Source organism: Sodalinema gerasimenkoae IPPAS B-353, from assembly GCF_009846485.1.
GTDB classification, from domain to species: domain Bacteria; phylum Cyanobacteriota; class Cyanobacteriia; order Cyanobacteriales; family Geitlerinemataceae; genus Sodalinema; species Sodalinema gerasimenkoae.
The window spans coordinates 3906907-3931355 of sequence record NZ_ML776472.1 but is presented as its reverse complement, the minus strand read 5'-3'; the positions used below and the strand labels follow the sequence as shown (position 1 = coordinate 3931355).

Annotated in this window: 18 protein-coding genes; 13 read left to right on the top strand and 5 right to left on the bottom strand. The window is 49.3% G+C overall.

Annotated elements, in window-relative coordinates:
• Window positions 1–82 precede the first annotated feature (82 nt).
• The 9 genes from L855_RS17000 to L855_RS16965 all read left to right on the top strand — a co-directional run bounded on the left by L855_RS17000 (window position 83) and on the right by L855_RS16965 (window position 8253).
• On the top strand, window positions 83–1837 hold the full coding sequence (locus L855_RS17000; protein ID WP_246198957.1) for a phage tail sheath family protein: 1755 nt from the start codon (window positions 83–85) through the stop codon (window positions 1835–1837).
• 163 nt (window positions 1838–2000) lie between these two features.
• Window positions 2001–2459 (top strand): phage tail protein, encoded by a 459-nt coding sequence (locus L855_RS16995; protein ID WP_087708269.1) that lies wholly within the window; start codon window positions 2001–2003, stop codon window positions 2457–2459.
• A gap of 185 nt (window positions 2460–2644) precedes the next feature.
• Window positions 2645–3157, top strand: a complete 513-nt coding sequence (locus L855_RS16990; RefSeq protein WP_159790009.1) for a phage tail protein — start codon at window positions 2645–2647, stop codon at window positions 3155–3157.
• A 45-nt stretch (window positions 3158–3202) separates the two neighbouring features.
• Window positions 3203–3499: a hypothetical protein gene (locus L855_RS16985; protein WP_087708274.1), complete on the top strand. Its 297-nt coding sequence runs from the start codon at window positions 3203–3205 to the stop codon at window positions 3497–3499.
• Between the two features lie 44 nt (window positions 3500–3543).
• Window positions 3544–3921 carry a phage tail assembly protein gene (locus L855_RS16980; RefSeq protein ID WP_159790007.1) on the top strand — a complete coding sequence of 126 codons (378 nt, stop codon included), beginning with the start codon at window positions 3544–3546 and terminating at the stop codon, window positions 3919–3921.
• A 5-nt stretch (window positions 3922–3926) separates the two neighbouring features.
• A complete protein-coding gene (locus L855_RS22565) occupies window positions 3927–4055 on the top strand; it encodes a DUF6760 family protein (RefSeq protein ID WP_343039319.1) in 129 nt (42 codons plus the stop codon).
• 90 nt (window positions 4056–4145) lie between these two features.
• Window positions 4146–4565: a GPW/gp25 family protein gene (locus tag L855_RS16975; protein ID WP_159790005.1), complete on the top strand. Its 420-nt coding sequence runs from the start codon at window positions 4146–4148 to the stop codon at window positions 4563–4565.
• A 25-nt stretch (window positions 4566–4590) separates the two neighbouring features.
• Window positions 4591–7089 carry a putative baseplate assembly protein gene (locus L855_RS16970; RefSeq protein ID WP_159790002.1) on the top strand — a complete coding sequence of 833 codons (2499 nt, stop codon included), beginning with the start codon at window positions 4591–4593 and terminating at the stop codon, window positions 7087–7089.
• Window positions 7090–7101: 12 nt separating this feature from the next.
• Window positions 7102–8253, top strand: coding sequence for a phage tail protein (locus L855_RS16965; RefSeq protein WP_159790000.1), 1152 nt, complete (start codon window positions 7102–7104; stop codon window positions 8251–8253).
• On the opposite strand, the gene L855_RS16960 is transcribed toward L855_RS16965, so the two are convergent.
• Window positions 8240–8545, bottom strand: a complete 306-nt coding sequence (locus L855_RS16960; RefSeq protein WP_087708284.1) for a PAAR domain-containing protein — start codon at window positions 8543–8545, stop codon at window positions 8240–8242. The two genes, L855_RS16965 and L855_RS16960, sit on opposite strands and share 14 nt — an antisense overlap.
• Before the next feature lie 473 nt (window positions 8546–9018).
• Between L855_RS16960 and L855_RS16955 the strand changes: the two genes are divergently transcribed.
• The 4 genes from L855_RS16955 to L855_RS16940 are packed head-to-tail and all read left to right on the top strand — an operon-like array spanning window position 9019 to window position 15255.
• Window positions 9019–12930 carry an eCIS core domain-containing protein gene (locus L855_RS16955; RefSeq protein ID WP_219729934.1) on the top strand — a complete coding sequence of 1304 codons (3912 nt, stop codon included), beginning with the start codon at window positions 9019–9021 and terminating at the stop codon, window positions 12928–12930.
• A 25-nt stretch (window positions 12931–12955) separates the two neighbouring features.
• Complete coding sequence (locus L855_RS16950; RefSeq protein WP_159789996.1) at window positions 12956–13723, top strand: hypothetical protein; 768 nt, start codon at window positions 12956–12958, stop codon at window positions 13721–13723.
• 44 nt (window positions 13724–13767) lie between these two features.
• Window positions 13768–14880 carry a type III secretion system chaperone family protein gene (locus L855_RS22015; protein ID WP_159789994.1) on the top strand — a complete coding sequence of 371 codons (1113 nt, stop codon included), beginning with the start codon at window positions 13768–13770 and terminating at the stop codon, window positions 14878–14880.
• 30 nt (window positions 14881–14910) lie between these two features.
• Window positions 14911–15255, top strand: coding sequence for a hypothetical protein (locus L855_RS16940; RefSeq protein ID WP_159789992.1), 345 nt, complete (start codon window positions 14911–14913; stop codon window positions 15253–15255).
• Here L855_RS16940 and L855_RS16935 read toward each other — a convergent pair.
• The 4 genes from L855_RS16935 to L855_RS16920 all read right to left on the bottom strand — a co-directional run bounded on the left by L855_RS16935 (window position 15252) and on the right by L855_RS16920 (window position 24342).
• Entirely contained in the window at window positions 15252–18344 is a 3093-nt protein-coding gene (locus L855_RS16935) for a hypothetical protein (protein ID WP_159789990.1), read from the bottom strand. The two genes, L855_RS16940 and L855_RS16935, sit on opposite strands and share 4 nt — an antisense overlap.
• Window positions 18325–20958, bottom strand: a complete 2634-nt coding sequence (locus tag L855_RS16930; RefSeq protein ID WP_159789988.1) for a WD40 repeat domain-containing protein — start codon at window positions 20956–20958, stop codon at window positions 18325–18327. Before L855_RS16930 ends, L855_RS16935 begins: the two co-directional genes overlap by 20 nt.
• Before the next feature lie 34 nt (window positions 20959–20992).
• Window positions 20993–22540, bottom strand: coding sequence for a hypothetical protein (locus L855_RS16925; protein ID WP_159789986.1), 1548 nt, complete (start codon window positions 22538–22540; stop codon window positions 20993–20995).
• Window positions 22541–22839: 299 nt separating this feature from the next.
• The gene (locus L855_RS16920) at window positions 22840–24342 is read right to left on the bottom strand and encodes a pentapeptide repeat-containing protein (protein ID WP_159789984.1); all 1503 of its coding nucleotides are present in this window, start codon (window positions 24340–24342) and stop codon (window positions 22840–22842) included.
• Window positions 24343–24449 lie beyond the last annotated feature (107 nt).

The window sequence follows — 24449 nt, the reverse complement described above, 5'->3', positions numbered from 1 at the left end:
CGGCCACCCTTAAATTGAGCTTAGACATAATCTGTCGCCGTTGTCAAAAGAATAATCACTCAGTTGAACAGGAGAAAACATCGTGGCACGACTCGACTATTCTGCCCCTGGTGTCTACGTTGAAGAGACCAGTCGTGGTAGTCGCCCCATTGAAGGGGTGAACATGAGTGTGGCCGGCTTTGTTGGCTTTACGGAAGATGTTCGGGGTAAAGCCGAGCACTTCACCCCGAAGTTAATCACAAGCTGGACAGACTACCTCAATTGTTTTGCCAAACCGGACTCCGATGGCTTCACGGACTTTAACGCTTACCTGCCCTTTGCGGTCAAAGGCTGGTTTGATAACGGAGGAGGACGTTGTTGGGTGGTCAGCCTTGGCACTCAACTGCCCAGCAAAAAGACTCAAGACGCCTCAGAAACATCTGAAGCTGCCATAGAACCTAAGTTAGAGGTTAAAACCGCCGGAAATCGTCCCAGTTTAAGCTTTAAGCCCAAACCCGGTCAGCAAGAACAAGGGACTTTGTTTGTTAGGATTGAACGGGATTCTCCCCCACCCGCCTCGGAAAATGGTCAAGACGAGATTTTTGACTCTGGGGAATACTTCAAAATCACTCTAGAACGGGATGGTAAACCCCTAGAACGTCCTCAGCCCCCTTCCGGGGAGGGAGCGGATGACTCAGAGACCTCTGGGACCTCATCGAGTTCTCAGATGCGGCTGAGCCAGTTTGATGACGAGAAATACACCTATCGCCATCTGACGATGCAGGAGGAACCCGAGGTAGGGACGTTCGTCAAGCAAGCCCTCGAAGAGTCCCCCTACGTTAAGGTGGAGGTCTTACTCGAAGAGGGGCTACCATTGGCCCGGCGGCCGGCCAATGGTCGCTATGAGTTTAGCTCCCCTGCTATCATCTATCACCAAGAAAAACTCCATAATTACATCTACGGTGAACCCCGGAAACGAACGGGAGTCCGTGGGCTGTTTGCCATTGAGGAAGTCTCGATGGTGGCCTGCCCCGATTTGATGCTGGCCTATCAAGAGGGTTATCTCGATGAGGAGCAGGTTCGTGGCATCATCGAGGTTATGATTACTGGTTGTGAAGACTCCTCGCCGCATCCGGCTTATCGGATGGCAGTCCTCGACCCCTTACCAGATAAAGAAGACCCCCAAGACGTGGCGGATTGGATGCAATCTTGGGGCCGCCGCTCTCAGTTTGCGGCCCTCTACTACCCCTGGATTCAAGTCCCCAATCCCCGTGATAATGGACGTTCTATTCAAGTCCCTCCCTGTGGACATATGATGGGGATTTGGTGTCAAACTGATGAAACCCACGGGATTCATAAGGCTCCGGCTAATGTCCAACCCCGAGGGGTGACTGGGTTAGCCTATGATGTGAACTTCCGAGAGCAAGAATACCTCAACCCCATCGGGGTCAATTGTATTCGTCGCTTCCCCAATCGGGGCATTCAAGTTTGGGGCGCTCGCACCTTGGTCGAACCCGGGAATACTGAATGGCGTTATATCAGTGTGCGTCGCCTCATGAGTTACATTGAGCGGTCGATTGAACTGGAAACTCAATGGGCCGTGTTTGAACCCAATGATGAAGACCTGTGGGCCCGGGTGACCCGCACGGTTCGCAACTTTTTAGAACGCTTGTGGCGGGATGGGGCCTTGTTTGGTAGCACCCCCGATGAGGCGTTTTATGTCAAGTGTGATGGCGAACTCAATACTCCCGAGACGATGATGCTGGGACGGCTTTTTATTGATGTGGGAGTCGCTCCCGTCCGTCCGGCTGAATTTGTGGTCTTTCGGGTGAGTCAGTTTGACCCAACGGCTCAATAGGGTTGCAGCAGCGGGAGCGGGACTGGGCTAGGCCCAAGTCGGGGCCCCTTGAGCCGCACCCTCGCTCCCCTTGGCGACCCGGTTCTATTCCGGTTATTTTATTGAGAGAAGGTGTTTGACTGTTTCCTGATTTCAACATTTTCAACATTAGGAGCTTAAGGCTGTGGCTGAACTATTAACAAGCTGTCGGTTTTACTTTGAGGCGGATGGCATTGCTGAAAAGCAAATTTTAGAGGTGAGTGGTTTATCGGTTGAGTCCCCCGTTGCTGGTGATGGCGGCGTTCTGGGGTCCACTAAAGGAGGGGTGAAATTGCGTCAGGCTACCCCCACCAGTGAGAAGTTCACTAATGTGACGGTTAAGGTCATTGCCACGACGGATTTAGACCTCTATCGTTGGTATCAAGACTGTAATAGTAATGATGGAGGCGCATCGAGTTGGGCAGCCAACCGTCGTGCGGCTTCGGTCAGTGCTTATGACCAGGGAGGTAAGATGCAAGCCCGATGGGAAGTGAAGAATGCTTACCCCTGTAAATACGAGGGGCCTCAGTTCACGGCAGGGGATAATAATATGGCTAATGAAACCTTAGAGATTGTCCACGAGGGCATTAATCGCGTTCAATAAGCCTTAATTCCCAGCCGCGTTTCGGGAATGATCCCCATCAGACCGCAGACTCTCAGTTCTGAGGGGATCTCTCCTAGATGGCTCCCCGATGTCCTCGGCTGGGATGCCCCTTCTGAGGCGTTTGCAGGCGGTTGCAGGCGGTTGGTTGGACTCTCGCTATTGTTCTATCAGTTTGGAGGTCTGTTATGGTCAATTCTCGACCCAGGTCAGCGACGAATCAGTTTGTGGAACGCTTAACATCATCTCGCTTTTATGTGGAGTTAAAACTCGACGGCGGTGATGATACGGTCGATGCTACCTTTAGTGATTGTCAAGGGGGTAGTACGACTCAGGAAGCCGTGGAAATTTGTGAGGTGACTCCTCAACGCTGGGGAAGTAAACCGGCTCAGTATGGTCGTCTTCAACGCACTAAAATTCCCGGGAGTCTGCAAACGAGTAATCTCATTCTCAAACGGGGGATGACTCAATCCAATACGCTCTGGCAGTGGTTTTCCGCTGTGCAACAGGGCAATTGGGCTAAGCAACGTCGGGATGGCTCAATCTCGATTTATGATCAGGCGGGAGAGGTGCGAGCGCGGTTTGAGTTTTTAGGGGCTTGGCCGACTCGCTACCAGATTGCTGACCTCAGTTCTAATGGGGGAGAAATTGAGATTGAAGAACTGGAACTGGCGGTTGATGAGTTTAAGCGCGTTCCCTAGATATACCTAGGAGTCGATTGTCTGAGTGCTAAGGTAGCGAAGTTAATGTTCGAGACTGAATTTGAATTTACTCTGCCTAAGGGCTATATCGATGCTGATGGGAATCTCCATCGTAAGGGGATTATGCGCTTGGCTAAAGCCATTGATGAAATTGCACCCATGCGTGACCCTCGGGTGAAGGCGAATGCCTCTTACTCGACGATTATTATTTTGGCACGTACCATTAAACGCTTGGGGGCGTTAGATGAGGTATCTCCGGCGATTATTGAGAATTTATACGCCTGTGATTTGAATTATTTACAAAGCTTGTATCGCCAGATTAATGAGGTTCAGGAGAGTTGACGCCTCACTCGTAGGAGAGCTGAGGCCAGAGGAGGAGCGATCGCATGAGTCAAACTGTATTTGAGTTTAGGTTGCCGAAAGGTTTACTGGATGAACAGGGAAGTGTTCACCGCCAGGGTAAGATTCGTTTGGCTACGGCCCGCGATGAACTGCTGGCGGCTAAGCATCAACGGGTTCGGGATAATCCCGCCTATGGAACCTTGGTGCGTCTGTCTCAGACGCTGCTGCAATTGGGCGATCGCACCTCCTTTAAACCGGAAGATTTAGAACATCTGTTTACTATCGATTTAGCCTATCTCTGTCAACTGTATAATCAGATTAACCAGAAAGGCCATGCTCACGCCGATGTTCAATGCCCCCATTGTCAAAACTCCTTTGAGGTGGACTTGAGCAACTCGGGGGAGTCATTGGCTACCCCTTAGCTCAATTGCAGGAGGAGGTAGCCCAAATCGCCCTAAATTTTCATTGGTCGTTGGAGGAAATTTTAGATCTAGAACATCGCGATCGCCGCCTTTGGGTCACACAAATTCGTCAACAAAACTCCCGAGGCGCCTGATCCCCGAAACCCACTCAACCCCAGCCGATTCACTCCCCATTCACCTGACTCAATTCAGCTTGTGCTAAGTATTGACAACTAGACAGACTCATGGTAAAGCCAGAGAAACCCGACGATTATATTGGAGCAGGAGTCGCCTTTCCCGTTGACCTCAATGTTCAGGGTGAGCTTAAACTGAGTCAGGGAGATCCCAACATCCAGGAGTCCATTCGTTTAATCCTAGGAACTCAGGTGGGAGAACGGGTCTATCGCCCTGAATTTGGCTCCCGCTTATCTGACTTAGTCTTTGCCCCCCTCAATCGGGATACCCTAATCAAACTGCGATTGCGGGTTGAAGAAGCCTTAAGCCGCTGGGAACCGCGAATTACCGTGACCGGCATTATTGCCGAAGCCGACCCCATTGAAGGAAAAGTCGAATTAACCATTCAATATCGCCTGCGTAATAGTAAAGATGACTATGATGTGCGAAATATGATTTATCCCTTTTATTTAGACGTTTCCCCTCGCTAACTTCAGAGCCTCGACCGGATTTAAGATGGACTTTGACTTTCTTCCCAATCTGCCCAAAGCCAACCTAGATGATCGCAGTTTTAACGATCTCTTACAGGAATGCTTACTGCGAATTCCCCGCTATTGCCCCGAATGGACCAATCATAATCCCACCGACCCCGGCATTACCATCATTGAACTGTTTGCCTGGTTAACTGACCAGATGTTGTGGCGGTTCAACCAAGTTCCCCGGCAGAATTATATCGCCTTCCTGGAACTGCTGGGGATTCGCCTGGAAGCCCCCCGCCCCGCCCAAACCGAAGTCACCTTTTACCTATCCCGTGAAGAACCCGACATTCGGGTGATAGATGCTGGGACTGAAGTGGCGACCGAGCGCACGGAGACAGAAGAAGCCGTCATTTTTAGTACCGATAATGATTTAACCATTGGTCATCCTGAAGTTCGTTATATTTTCACCCTCCCCCCTGACTACTCTGAATCAAATCAGCCGACAGCTCAAAACCTAAACGACGGGTTTAACCTATCCCCATGGCGACACCGGCCTGACGAGTTGAGTTCCAATAATCCCTTAAGCTTATTCTCAGACCTTAACTCAAATGGGAGTTGTGCATATTTCCTGTTGAGTAGCACGAACCCCAATCCACCTGAAGCCGATAATGGTGTGAGTGACAACTCCAGCCCGAGTTCCTCTTCCTCCGGCCAGGGAATGCAGGGGTTGGAAGGCAATGTCGTTGCTCTGCGCTTTCAGGGAGAAGAGGCGGGAGGAACCGGGAGTCGTTTAGAAGCTCCCCCTCGGGTGTGGCAAGCCTGGAGTCAGCAAGATAAGTGTTGGAAAAACATTCTCAAGAGTGAGGCTGATGACCGAACCGATGGCTTTAACTTTGCTCAAGCTGGCGTCCAAGGGGGTGATGTCATCTTACATCTGCCAGTCACCTGCATCCCGGTTAACTTTGATACGTATTACGGCTATTGGCTTCGCTGTGTCCACCAAGAACCTGAAAGGGGAGGTCTTTATCTTGAATCCCCTCAAATTACCGGGATTTCTGCTCGTTCCATCGGTGGAACCGTTCGCGTCAGTCAATGTGCCTGGACGAGGGAACCGGAGTTTCTGGGGGTTAGTGATGGGAAACCCGGACAACGATTTGTTTTGCAAAATTGCCCCGTTCTCGAACGAGATCAAGAAGAAAAACAGGAATTTGTGGTCATCTCTCCTCCAGGACAGTTTGTTGCCACGTTACAGTCCGACGAGGACAACAACCAGACTAACGACAATAACGAGGCTCAAAACGATGACCAGAAAAAACAGCGTGGGCCGCAAGTTTGGCGGGAAGTTAAGGATTTTGCCGACTCCTCAGCTCAAGATGCTCATTATATTATTGACAACCTCACAGGAACCGTTCAGTTTGGCCCCATAGTGCGTGAACCGGGAGAACTCAGGGACCGCAGCCAAGGCAAGATTCAGTCCCAATTGACTCACGGCAATGGCGTGCAGCAATCGAGGTCTGCTGACGCTCCCCAAGACTCCCAAACGGCTTCGGAACGCCTCAATTCCCGCCAGTATGGCAAAATTCCCCCCAAAGGCTACGAGATTTATATGTATCGCTACCGTTGGGGTGGGGGAAAACAGGGTAATGTCAAGGCCCGCAGTTTGACTAAATTGATGAAGGCTGAGCCGAGGGTGAAAGAGGTGGTGAACCATCGGGCGGCAATTGGGGGACGAGATGCGGAGTCTTTAGAAGATGCTGTGATGCGGGTTCCCTCTTGGTTGCGTTCTCGGGAACGAGCGGTGACAGCGGAGGATTTTGAATATATTGCCCTGACTACTGCGGGTGTGGCCCGAGCCTGCTGTCTGGATGCTCAACAAACTCAGCAAGTTGGGGTCGTCACTTTACTGGTTATCCCGGAGGTTTCCCCGACCCATGAGGGACGGGAGGGGATTGACCCCCAAAATTTCAAACTGGAGAGCAACTTACAGGAGCGCCTAGAGAAGGGACTGGAGAAATGCAAACTCCTGGGAACCTATCTTGAGATCCGCTCACCCCGATATGTGGGGGTGAAGGTGGTAGTCCGTCTGTTTATCGAACCTCAACATGAGAATAACCGGGAACAAAGGCAATTGCAGCAGCGCGTCAAAGCAGAACTCTATCGCTTCCTCAATCCCATCACAGGCGGAATTCGGGGACGGGGCTGGGGCTTTGGCCAGGGGGTGCGTCGTTTTCAAATTGCCGATTGTTGTCAGAAAATACCGGGTGTTAGCTCAATTGGCCAGATTGAACTGTTCAAGTTTATTCCGTCCCAAGACCCATCGAGACCCACGACTGGGCAGCTCCAAGATCGAGATGGAGATTACTTAAAACTGACGCAGGATGAGATGGTTTGTTCCTGGAGTAATCGCCCGGAGGGAACCCCTCAATCTCCGCGTCAGGAAGAGCGGTATGTTGACCATGATGTCTATTTTGAAAATGGACTTACGGAGTATCAGTATGACGATGCTCAGCGTCCCCCTCGGCTCCAGTCCACGTAACGGCTAATTCTCATGACCTTTGCGCAATTTCAGGATGTCCAGCCCACTGTTTCTCTGAAGCTCACGCCACAACAGCCTTTTAAACCTCCGCTGCACTTCTCCCGAGACTCCGCTGGGGTGGTTCAACATCAGGAACCCGAGCCGTGGTTGCTCTTGGAACCGGGGGAGGTGCGTTGGATGGAGGTTCGCCTGTCCCATCGTTGGGGGACTCCGTTAACGCTGAGGCTTAAGTTGGTCGATCCTCATGGGGGGTTAAGAGAGTTATCCTGTTTTAAGGGATGGCGAATTGAGGACGATCTCTATGATGACCCAGGGGACGAGTCTGACGAGTCTTATGAGCTGGAGCTTCCGGATGCCGTCGCAGCAAATGAAGCCCAATTGCACTATCTCGTCTTCAAGATTCCTCAGGACTTTTTTAGCGCCCTCTGCCATCGAGATGTAGAGTCAGCCCCCCTCAGCCTAAACTATCCTCTGGAACTTCAGGTTTGGGTCATGGGGGGGTTAACCGCAGCAGAGGACGCCGGGAATAGCCAATTAGTTCAGTTGGTTCGTTTCAATGTGGCCTTGCGTCCTGAATGTCGTTATGTTAACTTTCTGCCCCGAGTCTATCAGGAACAGGATTTTTTGAGGCGATTTTTAGCCATCTTAGAAGAGTCGTTTCATCCCAGTTGGGACATTCATCAAACCTTCTGGGCCTATCTGGACCCTAAGCTGGCTCCTAAAGCTCTCTTACCCTTTTTGGCTCATTGGGTGGGTTGGAAACTCGACCCCCGCCTCGATGAACGTCGCAATCGAAACCTCATTTCTGAGGCGGTGAAACTCTACCGTTGGCGGGGAACTAAACGGGGATTAGAACTCTGTCTGGAGCTTTATACCGGCTTACCTTCCCAAGCGATTGAAATTCGCCAGCAAATCCGTAAAGGCTTTATCTTAGGCGAAACTCTGTTTGGAGAAGAGGAAGCAGAATTGGGAGCTGCTGCGATTCAGCCCTATTATTTTGAGGTGATTCTACGACCTGATGCTAATCAGGCGCTGGATGACGAGGATGCACAGTTAGCACAGTTAGCACAGTTAGTGCGGCATGTGATTGATGAGTATAAACCCGCTTTTTGTCAGTATAAGCTCTTCATTCAGCCGAGACGAGCGGGCACTAACCGCCGATGAGGACTCTAGGCTCCCCGGAGACGACGATGGTGGAGGCGGGAACCAGACCGGTGAGGGTGGGGGTTGAGCCGGAGACTCCTGAGGAGACGCGGGCCGCTGGACGACCGCCAATCAAGACCGTGGCACTCCCGGAACTGATTAATCCTGGTGGCCCTTTGAAGAGAGGCCCTTGGACCGCCGCACCGACGCTGGCCGCTGGACGACCGCCAATCAAGACGGTACTCACGCCAGGCGGTAAAATCATATCGCCGCTGGCTGTTAGGTCGTTGATACGAGCAGCCGGAAAACTCATGGGACTCTGGTGAATGTATGCTAGGCCATTATAGTGGTTTGGCCCGGAGCTTGTCTCTAGGGACTCTAAAGTTTTTAGGGAATGTGAGTCAGATAAATTAGGACGACGAAACGGCTAAGATAACCTGGAAACGATAGCAATAGCAGGAATAGATAGGACAGAAACGATGTAGGGGCAATCCCTTGTGGTTGCCCTTTTCCGGCAAATGTTTCCTTCTCGTGTCATGGCTGAAGCCGTGACACGGACTTTGGGCGGCTCTGCCGCCTGCAATTGGGAGACCGAGCCTCCCTAGGGGCATCAGAGAAACGTGTTTTGTCTGATTTGAAGGGTTTATTGCAAGGCAGCGGCTATTTATTGTTAACTATTCATTAAATCACCTTGCCTTGAGAATAAGTTGATGTTAGAATCTTAGCCAAAGTTTCTAAAACAACCGTTTTCTAACGTCCGTCCGCCCACTCCATCCCGGTAGCTTCATGGGAGACCAGTCCCGGACCGTTCCTAAATCTACCGCCACAGTTCAACCGAGAACTTGGGCCAAAACCGAGGAGAGCGATCGCCAACTTCAGCCCTCCTCAGACCCGTTTGGCTGGCAGTCCGAGGGAGCCGCTGGTGCAGACGGTGACGGGGACGCTCCCAGTGGTGGTTTTAGTCTGCTGGACTCTCCCATGCCCGTACAGCCCCAGCTTCAGCGGCAGGAAGAGGAGTCGGATGAAGATTTCGAGATTCAAGCCAAATGTGCCAGTTGTGAAGCGGAGGAGAGCTTACAACGGCAACCCGAGGCGGGCTTAGAAGAAGGATTAGAGGAGACCTTAGGGGTTCAGGCTAAACTGAGTATTGGCCAACCGGGCGATCGCTACGAACAAGAAGCCGACAGCGTAGCGGCTCAGGTGATGAAGATGCCCGACCCCAGTTTAGAGTCGGAATCCCTGCAACGGCAGGAGTTGGGGAGCGCCGAGGAGGACGAGACGCACCTACAAACTCAACCCCTGGCCGGGCAGATTAGCCAGGGAGTTCAACTCAAAGCGGCGGGCAAGTCCAATAGCAATCAAGCCAGTGCCGGATTAGAGACGAGCCTCAAGAGCCAGGGCGGCAAGGGTCAGCCCCTGGGCCAGGAAACCCGTAACTTTATGGAGTCGCGCTTTGGCAGTGACTTAGGAGGGGTGCGGGTTCACACCGATGAGGCAGCGGTGAAGATGAACCGGGAGGTGGGGGCGAAAGCCTTTACCCACGGACAGGATATTTACTTTAATTCCGGTCAGTATAACCCAGGGTCCAGTTCTGGGAAGGAATTGCTGGCCCATGAGTTGACTCATACTCATCAGCAGGGTGGGGCAATCGGTAAAATCCAGAATAGTAATTCTGATCTGAAAATCCAGCATAAAATCCAGGCTGCTCCTAATAACCAAAATATAATTCAGGGTTTTGATATAGGCGAAGCAACTCGGAACGTAAAGGATTTTGGTAAGGGGGGTTTCGAAAAAGCAAAGGGTTTGGGTGATGATCTACTAGAAAATATTCAAGATCTAGGCGAAGATGCTTTCCCTAAAGTAGTCGAACGCTTTGCTCCGGACTTAGCCGCGCTAATACAAAATGGCCCTGGAGATATGATCCGTGATGAACTAGAAAGTGGTGTCAAAGGGTGGCTGGATAACCAATTTGGCGACTTGAATATCCAAACCGCAATATCTGGATTCCAGGAGAGTATTGGCAACACATTTTCAAAATTTGAAATTTTGGGAGAGGATGATGAAGAAAGCTGTGGTGCATTAGAAAGCAAGCTTAATCAAGTTACTGGGATTATCGAGAGTATTACTGAAAATCCCACACTTGAGATGCTTCAGGAGAAGGTGTCTGGGGTTCAAGATTCCGTTCGAACGGCAAGAGAGGCTTTAATAGAACCTGTCTTTGATAGCTTTATTGAGACCGCCTCAGGAGTGTTAGGTGGACTAACAAACTTTGCGAGTACAATATGGAATTGGGGTCAGCCTGTCCGTGATGTCTTAGGAGATGCTTGGCAATGGGTTCTAAGCAAATTAGGAATTAATGGAGACGGTGAAGGTGGCATATTAGAGTTCCTTAAGGAGAAGGCCGCAGAAGTTTGGGCTAAAGCGCAGGCGAAGATAAGTCCAATATTTGATCCGATCAATGAATTTATATCTACCTATTTAAATCCAGCCTCTTTAATCAGTGAAGCAATCGATTTGGGGACACAGTTGATTGAGCCGATTCGGTGGCTGTGGGAGAACAAAGACAACCCCAACTTAATTAAAGATTCTCATGAAGAGATGGGGCATACAATTTTACCCAGCCTGCTTTCTCTATTTGATAATTTTACTAGCAGTATATCTTCATTTGTTAGTAATTTTAGTGACCAAGCGGCTTCAATGGGTTCAGCTGTCTTGAATGTCTTAGCTGCGGTTAATGGTGTACCATTGCCGCTAATTGGAGTAGTACAATCTGTTTTCGAACATTTATCAGAGACAATTAAAGGTCTGGTAGAGTTTTTTGAAACCATCCCCGAAAAAGTTAAATCCATCATAGAATTCGCCGAAAAAGTTAGGAGCAAGATTGAACCTTTCATGGATGTTTTAACGTCCATTGGGATAGCCATTGTCAATCCAGGAATGATACCAGTAATCTTAACAGGACAGGCCTGGCTTGCTCTTCCCGAATGCCATAAGGAATCTATTATAAATTTCATACTAGACACCCTAATTTCCCTGATTCCCACCCTATCATCTATGGCTGACTTTGGCCCTATTTGGGGACTGATGCAGTCCGGAGTTATGGGTTTCCTAGAAACCCTTCGTAGTCAATCTATTGATGTTAAGGTAACTGTTAGTAACAAAATCGCCAAAATCCTTAGTGGCAATAGTTTTGATTTTGTTCTTGGTTTTATGAAAGGTTTACTCCGAGGGATCTGGGATGGACTGACGAGTCCATTCACTCTGATCTGGGATGGACTAAAGGCAGCTGGATCTATATTAGGCTGGATCAAGGATTTGATCACACAGCAACCAGCATCTAAATCAAATCAGAACTCTGATAGTCCAGCTTTCAAGAATAGTGCTGGACTTAATACCAATGGTGTACGATCATCCAATCAACTTCAATCAGAATCTACCGAGGCTGAAGTTCCTCAAGAACAGCGAGAAGATATAACCAAACAGCTTTTTGCAATGAAGGGTGAACTTGAGATGCCCGTCAATGATGTAACAGAGAATTTCTTAGAAGGAGCAAAAGAAGTTTTCTCTAGCAGTGGAAATTCAGAAGGACTAACTTACTCAGGATTAATGGAAAAACTTGGAGACTTATGGTCTTCAGTTGAGAGTGCTATTCATGGAGTTGGAGGTCAACTTGCTCAAGCTTTTTGTGATTTCATGTTACAGGATGAGGCAGAGGGGCAAATTGGTGAATCAGTGGGGTGGTTTGCTGGCAATGTTGCAGTTCATGCCATTATCGCAATTTTCAGTGCTGGTACTCTAGCCTTAGCGAAGGCTAAAACCTCCATCTTAGTTAAGCTTAAAAAGTGGTTAAGCTGGGTTGGCAAAAAGATACGTAAGGCCTTCTCTTTATTAGGATCTTTTGGAAGAAAGTCCATCAGGCTATTTGATAAGCTTAGTGATGTGCTTAACAATGTTGGTGGACCTAAACTTAAGAAAGTACTGAACTCCATCAAAACGATTGGAGAAGTTATTATTGATACAGTCAATGGTATTGCATCTGATCTGGATAAAGCTCGCGAAAATGGTCAGGAATTATCCCTCCCCCAAAGTGTTTTGATGTCACTTTCCAATAGTGTAGTCAACCAAGGAGGAAATCATATTGATGCTCCTTTAGGTAAGTTACTATACAATGGCGGGGCCGGTGCAAAATCCGAGGTTACGCAAGCTTGGGTACACGATGAGGAAATAAATTCAACCGATGTAGTCACGAGCTTCTTCAGTGCATCGGCTCGTTCCGGTGCTCCGATGTTAGGGAATACTATAGGAAGTGGTTCGATTGGCAATTCTTCGAGACAAACTTCCAACCCCTCTTATGGAGAGCAGCCCTATGGAAGCCAGCCCTATGGAGGACAAAATCCCAACCGGCTGTCTGAAGGACAAACGAAACCTAGTTTGAATGCTGACCAGATTAGACAGAATAGTAATAATCCGGCTCCTAAAAATGCCATCACTGACCCATCACGGATGCGCCCGGCTCCTACAAATGTCATCACTGATCGGCTCCTAAAAATGCCATCACTGACCCATCACGGATGCGCCCGGCTCCTACAAATGTCATCACTGACCCATCACGGATGCTTCCGGCTCCTAAAAATGCCATCACTGACCCATCACGGATGCGCCCGGCTCCTACAAATGTCATCACTGATCGGCTCCTAAAAATGCCATCACTGACCCATCACGGATGCGCCCGGCTCCTACAAATGTCATCACTGACCAATCACGGATGCTTCCGGCTCCTACAAATGTCATCACTGACCAATCACGGATGCAGCAGTCAGGAACGAAAGGGATTCCCGAAGGAGGACAGAGTGTACGGAAGCGACAGAAAGATCTTAAAGCGAATCCGAATGCCAAGGGGCCTCCGCAGTGGGCCTTAGACGATAGTGAGAATTCTTATTTCGATAAGTCTCCAAGTTCAAGGCGATACAAAAAAATAAACAAAGGTGGAGATCCAGAATTGGACAAGGCTCGAAAAGCTGGGGTTTCTGGTTTTTACAAAGGGGAGAAAGAGAGGATAAAACGCGGAGAGCCAACAAAACAATTATGGACTTGGAAACAAAAAAAAGCAATACTTAAGCCTAAAACACCAAAATATTACACAAATATAGGTAAACCTCTCACAGACGAGAATGGTAAACTGAAATCGTATCCGTTTGAGGGACATCATAAAACCAATGTTAACAATCCAAAGTTTGATAAGGATCGAAAAGCTAAAATCGAAAATGCACAAAATTCAGGCAACATCGAGGCCTTAACATATTCTCAACATTATGACGCCCACGGGGGAAATTGGAAAAATCCAACCGATGGAGAATCTCATTACCAAAACATGAAATCTCTTCCTTTTGATGGTAAGTTAGTGAGTATTGGGTCTAAAAATTATCCTCTTGCAACGATAAAGAACTTAAGTATTGAAGATCTAGAAAATATGAGTGAAATCAATCGATAAATTCAGGAGCTAGGAGATAGCATATGATTTTTCAATAAATAAAAATGCCTGATACATATCCCAACATATTCTCAAAACAACTCAACCGCATTCAAGCCATCGACCCCAATGGCTCAAGCTTCCAAATCACCCTCATCCTGCCCTATCCCGAGTTCCAAAATATCCTCCAACAGCATCACTTCAACCTGACTCCAGAAATTCAGCAACCCCTCCCCGACCTACCCAACCCAAGCCGTGACGTCACCCTCACCCTAAGACTCAAACCCAGCCTCCTCCCCCATCTCCCCGATGACCTCAACGACCGTGAATCCTTCCAATCCTATCTCCAAGATTTAGACCAACAGCGTCATCTGGACCCAACCCCCCCCGCCCTAGCCCTCCTCAACTCCGACAGTTGGTTTTGTCTAACCATCCAACAGCCCAACAACGGAACCCCCATCCGCCATCGCACTTTCTGGGATTACCTAGACCCCCGCGACCTAGAACCCGAAAGCCAAGACCCCGAACGCATCAAGCAAAGTGTTGCCCAGTTCCTACAAGACTTCACCCAATCCCAAGTCAGCCATCTCTTCCAAGATTTGGGTGATAAACTAGGGTCAGCCCTTGAGAGCTTTCTACAAGAAGCCAGTTCTCCGACAAATCAAAGCAATCCCTCCCCCCTTATGAATGGCATGACTGGACTCTTCCAACCCAAGCCAAGCCTCCTAGAAACCATCATCCAATTTCTCTTAGATGACGACTGGTCATTTGAGAAAATCAAAGGAGCTACGGCGGTTAAGTTTGGCTTTTCAGGAGAACATGGCGAATGGACTTGTCTCGCGCAAGCCAAAGAAGACCAAAACCAGTTTATCTTCTACTCCCGTGCGCCGATGCAAGCCCCCGAAGACAAACGTTTAGCCATAGCTGAATTTCTCACCCGTGTCAACTACACCCTAATTCTAGGAAACTTTGAGATGGACTTCAGTGATGGCGAGATTCGCTACAAAACCAGCATTGACGTTGAAGGCGACCAGCTCACCCCCACCCTCATCAAACCCATCATTTACACAAACCTACAAATGATGGACAAATACCTCCCCGGTATCACATCGGTCATCGAAGGAGATGAAAGCCCCGAGGAGGCGGTGAATCGCATCGACAATCCCCCATCCGACTAAACCCCACTTGCATTTTTAAGGAGATTCCCTATGAGCCGTCGTCGCAGCCTCTCCCGCAAAGCCAGCAGCCTACAACGGCGAACCTGGGCCAAAGCCAAAAAACAGGAACAACTGAAACACAAAGCCACAGACCCCTTCCACTGGGACACTGACGAACCCCAAACAGAGGTCAATCCCTTCCCCTACCCCGCCGACGCAGCCCCCATTCTCGACGAGGAAGAGGCCCTACAAATGGAACCCCTCGACGAGGAAGAAGCCCTACAAATGGAACCCCTCGACGAGGAAGAAGCCCTACAAACCGAACCCCTCGACGACGAGGAAGAAGCCCTACAAACCGAACCCCTCGACGACGAGGAAGACACCAGCCTCTCCTAATCCACCTGGGGCGGAACCTGTAACGGTTGCGACGGTCGAACCCGCTCTGTCTCTCTCCCCGGACGGACTCCCGGAGTCTCCCCACTCCTCCCCGTCTGGCCCTGGGAGCGATAGGTCTGAATCACCGCCACCCGGGTAGCCTCCTCTCCCAACTCATTCGTCACCCGCAACATCAGCCGCAAATCCTGAGTAGCGTCTCGCAGCGGATAGCGAAATGCCCCACTCAAGCCCACATCCTCACCCGGAATCGGCAACAACTCCACCGTCACATCCCGTCCCCCCGCCAGCACCTGCCAAGCAATCTCCAACTCCCGAGGCGTTCCCCCCTCAGCCAGCGCAAAGCGAAACACCTGGGGCGACTCCTCCACCAACTTGCCATTAATCCGCAACTGAAAGCGGTCTTCATCAAACAAACTATCCCGTCCCGGCCGTCCCCCCTCTGCCGCAAGCCGCAACGGTTCCACCGTCACCCGCCGCGATTGTCGGCGCATCGGTTCCTCTCCCCCATTACGCAGCAGCAGCCCCGCCTCAAACAGATAGCGACCAATGGGTAACTCCACCAACTCCACCCCTTCACAGAGTAACTGTAATACCCCTCCCATCTCCTCAGTCCGACAATTCTCATCTTGCAGCATCGCCTCAGGCGTGTGGGGAAACAGCCCCAGCGGCACCTCCCCTAAATGCTGCCCCTCCTCATCCTGGAGCGTCAACTCCAAACGGTCCAACCGCTGCGGATGGTCAATGGCCCAACTCACCCGCACCGGCTCTCCCACCTCATAGGTTGTGTCCATGGTCCGAAAACTGCGCAATCTGGGGTCACTCAAACTCACCGTTTCCTGAGTTTCCCGTTCATCCACCGCCTCGCGCAAATTCTGCTCTGTAAACACCGCCACCTGAAAGCGATATAGCCCCGAATCCAGCAACGACTCCAGACTCCAGCGACAGCTCAGCCAAGACGGTTCAGCCGCCGCACCATTCTCAGCCCCAGCATGAGGACGAATAAAGGAATCCCCCATCTGGCCCCGTCGCTCATCACAGACCAAACGAGTCCCCTCATCCTCCCCCCCAAAATTACCATTCTCGTGAGAATAGCGATACACCGTGGTTTGTCCCTGCTCATCCAATATCGTCACCGTCACCAGAGCCACCTCTTGCCCATAACTCAAATCCCAAGTCAGGCCCACCCGGTCCTCAGTCTCGGTGAACTGATACTCCAGCCGCAACGCCTCAATCGCCGGTGCATCAAAGGTCAACGTCTGAGTTTCCGCCACCGCCACCGGCTCCTGAGACTCCCGTTTGCGGACCCCAAACAAGCTTTCATCCGCCTTGGGGAAGACCTCCAAGCGAAAGCTATAATCCCGCGTCACATCCAATCCCAGCAAATCATAGCGACAGTCAAGAGCCTGAGACTCACCAGCCTCCCTCAACAGGGGTTGACAAACTAGACCATTCATGACAATAGGCTCAAACCGTTCCTGAGCCGACCCTTGAGCTGGGGACTGGGGGAGGCGAAAACGCTGCTGTTCCTGCTGTCCCAGAGTATCCTGAGAGAGCAAGCGAAACCCATGTAGCTGCTCAGCATTCTCCACCCTCCAGGTTAAAAAGCGGCCATTTTGGCCATTTCCATTGCCATTCAGGGCATTATTTCCCAGAACGCTCCCCCCCTCATCTCCATCGGGGGACCCCTCAGAAAACTCAAACGATTCCAGCCTCGGCGGCGGCGATAATCTCCACATCCTCCAGGCCAACCAGAGCGCCAGGGCCCCTGCTCCCAGCACCAGCAAGGCCACCAATAGAAACAACAGGCCGGAGGGAGTGGGTTTTAAAACAATCGTCGCCGACTCTGGCTCTGAACTTAGATAGTCTTGAGCGGCCAGACGAGATTTTTCCTTAGAGTTTTCTAACCATAAAAATAACTGATATTCTCGTTCTTTCCAGCGGGGACGAATCGATCCGAAAGGAATTTTAACCTTAGGATTAACCCAAAACTGTAACTCCTTCGAATCTTCCGGACTTAACTCAATAATCTGATTAGTAATCTCAACCCCATTCTCATAAACCCTATGCTCACAACTAAATTCTGGATCAAAATCCACACATAAGATGAAATATCGCCGCATATTGCCATAATTTTTGATGGAGAGATTAAAACATCCCCAATCCTGAGGCTTGCGGAACAGCTTAAAAACATCCCAAGCAGGAATTTGCTCCTTAGCCGTTTGAATTAGCTGCTGATCACCATTCAATTCCTGATTTCGTCGTGGCAATCGCAGTCGAGACGACGTCAGGGTAAGGGGGACAGTTTGACCCTCAACCCCATAAAAGGGCTTGACCTTAAAATAAAGGATTTGGCTGCAAACTTCACGTTGTTCAACCTGAGAGAATAGTCTCAACGTGGGGCTATTAAGAAGATCGGAACTATATCCTCTCGGCAGCTTCAAAACCAAATAGACAAAGCCAAATTCTTTAGAAACAAGCCTTAAACTCTTACCCCCTTCTGGATATTCAATCTCATAGAATTCACGATTATAGAAATCAAGAGTTAGAGTAAAGTTTTCAACCTCTTGCAAAACATTTTCGACTCTAATTTTCACACGATTCTCTGCCCGCCGGGTTTGCGGATTGACATCCAGTTCTAGAGGATATTCCAGACTCATCGACTCTAAAACTTCAAAATTCGATTGACGGTCTCCTTCCGCCGCCGAGGTGATAACCTGAAATTTACCGGGTCGAAAAATGGGGGGAGTTTTTAAATCATCAACAGAAGAAACAAAAACTTGATACTCATATAGTTCTCCTTGCGAAAGTGTAGCAGGAGGCACTTCAAGATTCTCAAAGTTAATCTCTTTTGTCTTATTGCGCTCAATCTGAGCTGTGGTAGAAATTTGTCGGCCCTCCCCGACCCAATATTTCAATAACTTCTCAGACTCGGGACTTGAGCGTTTCGCCCCAAGCCAGACCTTAACTGTATCGATATCATTGCTGCCTTGATTCTGAACCCGAACCTGAATCTGAAAGGATTTCCCTCGGCTAACTTCCTTAGGAGCCTTGACACTAACCCTTAAAAAACTATTGGCAGTTGCTATCATCTCGAAGTCCTCGTCGATAAATTTGTACACGCCGATTGTCCGAAGCCACCGCAATCAAGACTTGGTTGCGATCGGCATCAATGTCAATATCCACACTCCCAATCCCCGTCCGAGAAACTGACCCGAGGCGAGTGGGATTGGGAGCCAGAGATCCAGTTTCTACATCCTGATCTCGGAATAGCCATAACGCCACTGTTCCATCATCGCCAACACTGGCGCCATAATGACAACCATCATGTTTCGCGATCGCCACCGATCGCACCGCCGCGCCCCCATGTTGCTCCCGATTCTCATAAGCGATTAAATCATTGGAGCAGAACGGTTCTGGGATATCAGACTCACGCCAATGCCATCGCGTATTTTGTTCTTGTCCTGATTGAAAACGGCGATCTAAAGCCGGGTAACGTAGAGACGCGCGAGATTGTCCAGCGATCGGTTGAAAGCACTCCCGCAGTTTATGTAAATCCAGCAGTCGGACCGAGCCAGTGGTATCACCAATCATCAGTAACCGATTATCATTCGGCGCCACCGCAAAACTACTCAAAAAGTCCTGCCGACCATGAATCGGGAGAAACTCGGATGCCGTCCTCTCCTGACGAGACGGCAACGTCATCATAATCACTTTCTGAGGATCATCCCGCCACATCCAAATCCCAAACTGATTGCGTTCCGAGCCAAACAGTAGCCACCGGCTATCAGCATCATGGCCCCGCACATTGGCAAGGGAATAAATAGGTTGAGCTGGATCGATCGTATAAGATTCCCGAGAATTGCCCGGCTGATCCACATCCCAGCGTTGAATTTCTCCACTCCCATGGGCGCTAAACAAGACATCTTCAGAATACCAAGCCAAATCAAACAAATTATCAGTTGGAGAATTATCTTCCGATGGCTTTGGAGTTAACCGCGTTAGGCTGTCAGGCTGATTTCGTGGAAACGTATAAATATCACCATTACTCAATCCCACCGCCATGAAGCCAGAGGCACTCTCACTTAGACCTGGGCGAATCACGCGAACCTGTGACGACTTCGGAAGTTGATGAGGTGTCAAGAGAGTACCCTCCCATCCCCTGACTAGATTCATCGGCCGAATGCGATTAATATCCCAACCGAAGACCTGACCACCCTCTCCACCTTCGCCATCTTGCCACCCACCCGCCCCTGTCCAAACGCGGCCCGTTCCCTGCAACGCCACCGCTGTCATGGGATACTGATGTTGTCCCCGTAACCAATAACGCACCCATGGCGAACCTGCCAACAGGAACAAGAAGACCATCAGGAAAAACAGTGGTCCCCAGAGACTCAAACTCGGCACAGAAACCTGCAAAGTCAGAGTGAGGCGGCTAGTCTCCCAAGGACGTTTCTCGCCCTCGCTGACATTCTCCGCCACCACATCAAAATTCAGAGTTCCCGCCCTCAGCTTTTGCTCATAGCACAACCCCAGATACAGAGTTTCCTCACCACCAGGAGCGAGTTCAATCGGCTCTGACGTCATCCCGTCACTTTTTCCCTCATCCGACTGATTTTGAGCTTGAGGAATAAACGTCAACTTAACTTTGCGCTCTTGGGCTTCCTCTAATTGCTCATCAGTCCAATCTAACCTCAACTGAACCGTTTGCGGCAAGTTGCTGGCATTTTTAACAGACATTTCATAGAACACCGTCTGTGAGTCCAGCATCTGCCCTGGCTCGCCCTCAGAAGCCTGAGAAACTCTATTATCCGAAGAGTCTTGCGTTGTCCCATCAGACTCGGAGTGCTTTCGTTTCGCTGGGTTGTGCCCTTGGGGAGAGGGCAGTTCCTGAACGGGTGTACGGCACTTTAACTTAAGCTCTCCTGTTGGCTTAATAATTAGAGTTCCCCATTCCTGCTGTGTGAACTCGGACTGCCCTTTCTCGGCATCCTTATAGGTCATTTCTATAGCAAAGGGATACCGAGAATTGGTATGAGCACTCTCGTCGCTAATAGGGGGAACAGTAATTTCAAACAACTCTTTTTCTAGGGACTCTTCGTCACTAATAATCCAAGATACTCTCGTTTTATTTTGATTAGGATTATCTTGGGACAACCAATCCGAAAGGGGCTTGCCAAATGTTTTGAACTGGAACTTAACCTCAATATCATTGCGACGGAAATAATTATGAAGACGAATCGGAATCTTACAGGTTTGTCCGGCATCAACCCTGATTTTATTATCGAGAGACAAAATATCAAAGCCAAGGGATTCAAATGATTGAATATCAATTGTTGTTTTTAGTGAAGCACGAATCGTCTCATCTTCCTCAGAAAACACTTCAATGGATATCGGGACTTTCCCCCTAACCCCTCGCATAGGATAATCAATAATTTCAATCTCAAAGTAGGTCTCAGACTCATGGGAAATTTTAGAGACTGTGGGGTTGACTTGATACCAACTATGATTATTTTCGAAGCCTTCATTGAGTTGAACCCTGGCGGAGAAAGCTAAATAACTTCCTGAACGATTTTCAACGCATATCCTAAAGGGAATCCGGCCATTGACGTCCTTGGGATTAAAATTCAGACCAGACTCACCCTGAATAAATTTAACGTTAAGTTTTTTAGAGCCTTCGAATGTCGTGTTTGAATTTGTGTTCATTGTTCATATGTCCTGATTAGTCTGATAGTTGCCATCATGAATCTTGTTCATCAGATTCTTTAGACTCAATTTGAAATCCACGAACTTGCTGCAAATCCCAAATAAAGTTAATAATATTAATTCCTAACTCCTGAGCATCACGAATTTCAGAACGGCTTAAGTTGAGCTTGGGGAGTTTAGTTTGAGGTCCCCACTGAGAGGCTTGGTAGGCTGACGATAACCAACCCAGAGACAGTTCTCCATGACACAGTAACATCCGAGATGAATGCTCAAACGTCACTAATTTTTTGTCTGTATTTTCATTCGAGGCATCGGGAAGATCTGGCAACATCTGAAAAGCAAAGGGAGTTGTATAAATCGGATGGACAGGTTCTAAAGGTTGCCAAGTACCTGCCTGATTGGAAGATTCCCCCGAAGAGCTAGTATCGTCATCGTTATCTTCATCTGTATCCTGAGACTCGAATCTCTCTAATGTTTTAAACACTGCCAACTCTGCCTTTGAGTCGGAGCAGTCTTCAATCCATAAGAATGCTCCCTCATTTAGATGGACTTTCAGTCGTTGAAATTGAAATTTAGAAAGATTGGGCTTATGATCTAGACTAGAGTTAGTGTTCTTTGCCTCCCCATCTTGATTTGTATCTTCACCCTTGTTATCGTCGTTTTTCTGCGTCCGAGTCTTAAGCGTCTTTGGATCAATCTTCCAAAATAAGCAATCACAGTCTTTAACGATAGAGAGTTGGGGAGCATCTATTAGGTCTCCTCTATCCTGATTTTTAGCTGGATGTTCTGGAATTTCAATTACGTGAAACACCGGTTTTATGACTAGGTTAGGATAAAGAGCATCAGCGGCAGTCATCAAATCACGAAAGCTCTTCTCCACCAGAGAAACATCTTGGTCTCCCATTTTGACCAACCCGACTTGAAACACCTTGATAGGGCGAGGTTGAAAATAGCGGCGACGACGAAAATCTAACTCATTTCTACCTGGAAGAAAGAATGACTTTGGGCAGGAAGTCAAGCCGTCTTTAAGACTGTTTTTATCAATTGTAATGCGACAAAGCTCAACTAATCCTTGGGATTTTTCTGGAACACCTAATTCAACTTTACAATTGTAAATTAACACCCTGGGTAACAATTGGGTGTCACGATCATCAGGGAAAGACTGGGTCGGTTTTCTCTGCGTTCCACTGATATAAAGGCCACGTACATAAGTTGGGTTGGCTTCCTCGGGTTTTTGCTTTAAAATAGCATTTAAATTCACCTTAAAGCAGCGTAGTGCCTCATCAGTTAAGATCAGAAAATTCCCTTCGGCATCAATGGCTAATCCCTCTTCAACCTCTAAGCAAAAAATGTGGTTATTTTTCTCATCCTCATCTTGAAGTAGGGTATTATTCACCCGCACCCTCAAGCCACAGACAATCCCCGGCTCACAGAGGGATTGATAATAAAGCTTTTGCCGTTGTAACTGACAATTGCGTTCCCGATTCCAGACATTATCATCAACCCTCATTCCATCTTTGACTTCATAGAAGGCAATATCTTGGGGATCGGGATCAGGAAAGGGAAATTCGGGTTTAGCCATGATCTAACCTTGAAATGAACATTAACCAAAACAGTCCCCATGCCAGCTCAGGGCGGGTCATGCCGAGACTCCCTGGGACATCAGCCCTGTTCGTTTGGTCTTTTTCGTTCGACCCTAGACAAACCGAGCCAAATTCCAACAATTGCTTGAGATTTTACATGAATTTCCTAATAATTTCAATCTTTCAATAAATAAATTTACAGGACTATAACTTAAAACTTGACAATCAGCTAAATTGTGAAATCTTGAACGGCTAATACAAACCCATCAGCTCAAGCAAATCGCCTCCTGAGCCGCTCTCACCAGGGTTCCTCCCGAGTGCGGCTATCACAGGGCAAGGTGGACTGGCCATCGGGACGAACCCCACCACAAATCTGAGTATCATCCAAGTCCTCGAAGGCACCGATGGCCCCCTGCAAATTCGCTTCGGCCCAGTTAATGCCCGCTAAATTCGCCCCCGTCAGGTCAACCCCCACCAGCACAGCCTGCCTCAAATCGGCCCCCTGCAAATCAGCCTCCTCTAAACGACTGCCCGTTAAATCCGCTCCCCGTAAATCGCCCCCCCGGAGATTCGCCTGGCGTAAATCGGCCCCCCGGAGATTCGCCTGGCGTAAATTGGCGGAGCTGAGGACAACCCCCTGAAAATTGCTCTCAAGCAGCTGGGCCTCAACCAAGCTAGCCCGGGTTAAATCACTTCCTCGAAAATCCACACCGGAGAGATTCGCCCCAGAGAAATTCACCCGTTCTAAGTTAGCCTCACGAATCTGTACCCCCCAATCAGACCAATTCACCCCCCGCAAATCCGCCCCTCGGAGATTCGCGGCGGTTAAATCGGCTCGGAGTAACTTCGTTAAACTCAAATCCGCATCCCGCAAATCCGCCCCCACCAGAACCGCATCCGTTAAATCCACCCCCCGCAGATCGATATCTCGTAAATCGCTCTCCTGCAAATTGCTCCCCTGTAGATTAGCCTGGCTCAGAGTGGCCCGTCGGAGATTAGCTCCTTGTAAATGAGTCACCTGTAACTGAGCCTGACTTAAATTGGCTCCCGGCAACTGGGTACATTGCAGCTGCTCCTCCTCTCGTTGCCAACAGCCGAGATTAGCCCCCCTCAAGTCAGCTCGCTGAAGATTAGCCTCAGTGAAATCACTGCCCTGAAGTTCAGCCCCCGTCAAGTTAGCCCAACTGAGATCCGCCTCTCGGAGATTCCCCCCCAACAAACGAACCTCTCGTAAATCCGCCATCTCTAAACGGGCTGCCTGCAAATTGACCTCTTCTAACTGCCCTTGTCGCAAGCGGGCCTGACGTAGATTCGACTCTTGTAAATTGGCTTCAGTTAAGATGGCCCCTTCTAGGAGCGATCGCTCTAAATGAGCCTGCGATAAATCCAGGCCTGCCAAATCGCGCCCCCGTTGCGGCTGATTGAGAATCTGCCAAACCTGACGCCACTTCCTCGGGAGCAGGGACAAACTCACCTGAGTCTCCCGTAAATTGGCATAACGCAAATCGGCCTCTCGTAAGTCAGCATTCTCTAAATTCGTCCGCCGCAAATCGGCCCCCCGCAAATCGGCCCGACTGAGATTGGCGTCACGCAAGTCTGCATCACGTAAATCGCTCTCTCGCAGATTGCTACGTTGTAGATTAGCCCCCCGTAAATATCCGTTCCGTAAATCTTCATCTCGCAGACGGCAACGACGACAGTTGCGATCTTCGAGCAGTTGCTGGAGACGACTGGCATCCGCTGGCGGGGCTAGCCAACATAACCCAATCAGCCACGCAAGGAGCCAAACTCGGGATTTCATCACTCGCAAGACGGTTTGATACGTTTTATGAGAATTTTGGCCGGGATCTGGATTCACGGCCCTATACAGATACTATACTGAAGTATGCTTGATTTGTCTTAGACCAT